This window comes from Dokdonia ponticola (assembly GCF_042653865.1).
Taxonomy (GTDB): Bacteria; Bacteroidota; Bacteroidia; order Flavobacteriales; family Flavobacteriaceae; genus Dokdonia; species Dokdonia ponticola.
Window position 1 is genome coordinate 1 of the sequence record NZ_JBHSFV010000015.1, and the last position, 2,739, is coordinate 2,739.

General features: G+C 37.6%; 1 protein-coding gene and 1 tRNA gene. Both read right to left on the bottom strand.

Annotated features, from left to right (window positions below):
• Positions 1-2,406: choice-of-anchor L domain-containing protein (locus ACFO3O_RS19420; protein ID WP_379981950.1), on the bottom strand; the 2,406-nt coding region annotated here is incomplete at its 3' end.
• Positions 2,407-2,607: 201 nt separating this feature from the next.
• Positions 2,608-2,681: transfer RNA gene (locus tag ACFO3O_RS19425), tRNA-Arg, on the bottom strand.
• Between the last annotated feature and the right edge of the window lie 58 nt (positions 2,682-2,739).

Below are 2,739 nucleotides of genomic sequence, written 5' to 3' on the forward strand. Positions count from 1 at the left end.
ATAATCTGGATTTCCACCCGTGATCTCGATGTCTTTTGAGGTTAAATCAAAAATACCAAAATCAGCATCATCACTACATTCTATAAAATCAGAAACATCTGTATTTAATACTGGATTAGGAAGTACCGTGAGTTGTACATGAATTCCTAGACCCACACAATCGTTGGCCGTATCACCATCTACACGAACATAAATCCCTTGAACACCATTCATATCGGTAAGGGCAATATTATTAGTGTAATTAGAGATATTAGTAATTGGATTTATTTCACTTTGTGCTTCCTGAAGTGTTTCATAATACGTCACCGTGAGTAATTGTCCAGGAGGAAATAAAGCCAAGATCTGAGGGGTGGCTGTTGTAAAATCAAATACAGCAACTCCATCACCATCAGTATCACACTCTTCAAACGGCACTAAAAAATCAGGAGGGATTTGAGAAGTATCTACCTCTAGTAACAACTGTGCAGGACGTGAACATCCGTTTACGGTGGTGACAAGAACATCTAGCGTTTCATTATTGATTACACTGTTGGTATATGCAATCGGATCTGCAATAGGATTGCCCAACGAATCAAAATATTGAAAAGTCTCATTAGTGGCATCAGCAGAAATCAATGACTCTGCTTCGGTTAGGTTGAAAACTGAAAATCCGTCGGTATCATCATCACATTGTGTTAATAAGGGGGCTGGATCTATAATCACAGGTAATGGGGCTACGACTAAATCAATATCAATTACAGTATAACAGTCTGTAAAGGCATCATTCTCTAACCTTACAAAAATGGTTTGTCCGCCAGGATCTGTATTAGTAAAACTAAGTGGAAGCGGGTTTTGATTTAAGTCTGCATCAGTGAAATTAAGATGATAGGTGAGTGTGAAGGCTGTAGGATCTTGTGCTCCAAAAATAGTTCCATTTAAGGAAGCTAAATTAAAAACAGTAAGACCATTGGTGTCACTGCCATCAGCTGCATTATCACACACAATAAGCAACCCAGGATCTACAGTCGCTGGATCAATAGGCATAGGTCTTGTTTGTACTATAAGCATAAAAGAAGCTGTATCAAAACAGTTACTATCAAATGCACTCTCAACTCTGACAAAAATTTCATCTGTAGGAGAGTTATACGCAATAGTTCCTGTGAGAGCAGCCGTATTGGTATCAGCATCTGCTTGAGACAAGTGAAAAGTTACATCGACGTCGTTTAAATCTTGTGTACCTATAATAAGGGGATCAATAAGAGCATTTAGATTGAAAACTTCTGTGCCATCATTAGAGGCGTCATCACAAATAATCTGATCTGGTGGTGCCATTGCTGTAGCTAACGCAAACTCGACGACAATAGAATCTGATCCAACACATCCAAAACCAGAATCAACTAAAACCTGATATACTCCAGTATCTGTTACATCTAAGGTGGGTCCAATCTCACCAACTATATCTTCAAAATCTCCCAACATGGGGTTAAAAACTTGCCATTGAAATGTAACACCAATTGCGTTGCTCGCTGAGGCATCTAAAGTCACGGTGTCACCTGCACAGGCATTAGTATCCCCTGCAAAAGTTAAATCCTCACCTAAATCTACTCCTAAGTTAAAACTACCCGCTTCTAAAAAAACGGCAATATCGAAAGCACTATCTCCTTGATCTGCAACAACCAGTTTGATCCTGTATGGATTTCCTGACGTTACAGGTGATGTTGCTGTTAGGGGAACTGTTTGTCCGTTAAAGTTAGTTGCAGAAGTATTTGGATTGTTAAAAGGTAAAAAATTATACCGATCAAAAAACTCTTCATTTATTGCAGCACATTGCCCAGGTACTTCTGGATGAATATTAGTAACTTCTATAGGGATGGTTGTTCCAGGGAGTACAGCCAAATTTTGGACAACTCCTGTGGTTAAGTCTGTTAAAATAAAAGCAAATGCATCAGAAAAAGTACATTCAAAATTTTGGTCATACTCTTCTGATGCCATGATAAAATTAAAACTAAGGTTATCTACAGAAGGTAAAAAATCAAATTGAATAAATGAAGCGTCATTGGTATTTATAGCAGTCGTGTTGGCTTCTAAGTCGGCATCTCCCACCCAATTTCCATTACCTTGAGTCGTTGTATTTGGTCCAGGAACATCATCAATACTTCCTGAAACTAATACGACTCCAGCTTCAAATGGGAAATCAGTACCTGTAGCATCAAAAGAGCCGATACCATTGTTTATTCCACCAAAATCTATTCCTGTAGATTTTGTAACATTGCTAACTTGCGCACAATTTCCAGAACCTCCTATTAACACATCCGAAACCAACATCTCGGCATCTGCATCTGTTAAAATAGTATTGTCCACAGTGATTTGCGCCTGTATAGTGGCAAAAGAAATAAGAGCTATAAGTAAAAGTAGTTTTGATCTCATAGGATTTTTTTCAAAGAGAGAATAACAGTAAAAATACCATTTTTATTATTAAACACTAAAATTATAAGGGATTCTAAATACTATAACAACTTCACTTTTAAAAATCCTACTTTAGAGATATAAGGAATTAAAGGTCTTTAGATTCGATACCTACAAAATTTTAGGCAAAAAAAACCTCACCAATAAGGTGAGGTATTAAAGTGAGCCCTGAAGGATTCGAACCTTCGACCGCCTCCTTAGAAGGGAGGTGCTCTATCCAGCTGAGCTAAGAGCCCTTACTTTAAGTTTTGTTAGTAATAATCACCCTTGAAACGTGATTATTAACATCTTGTC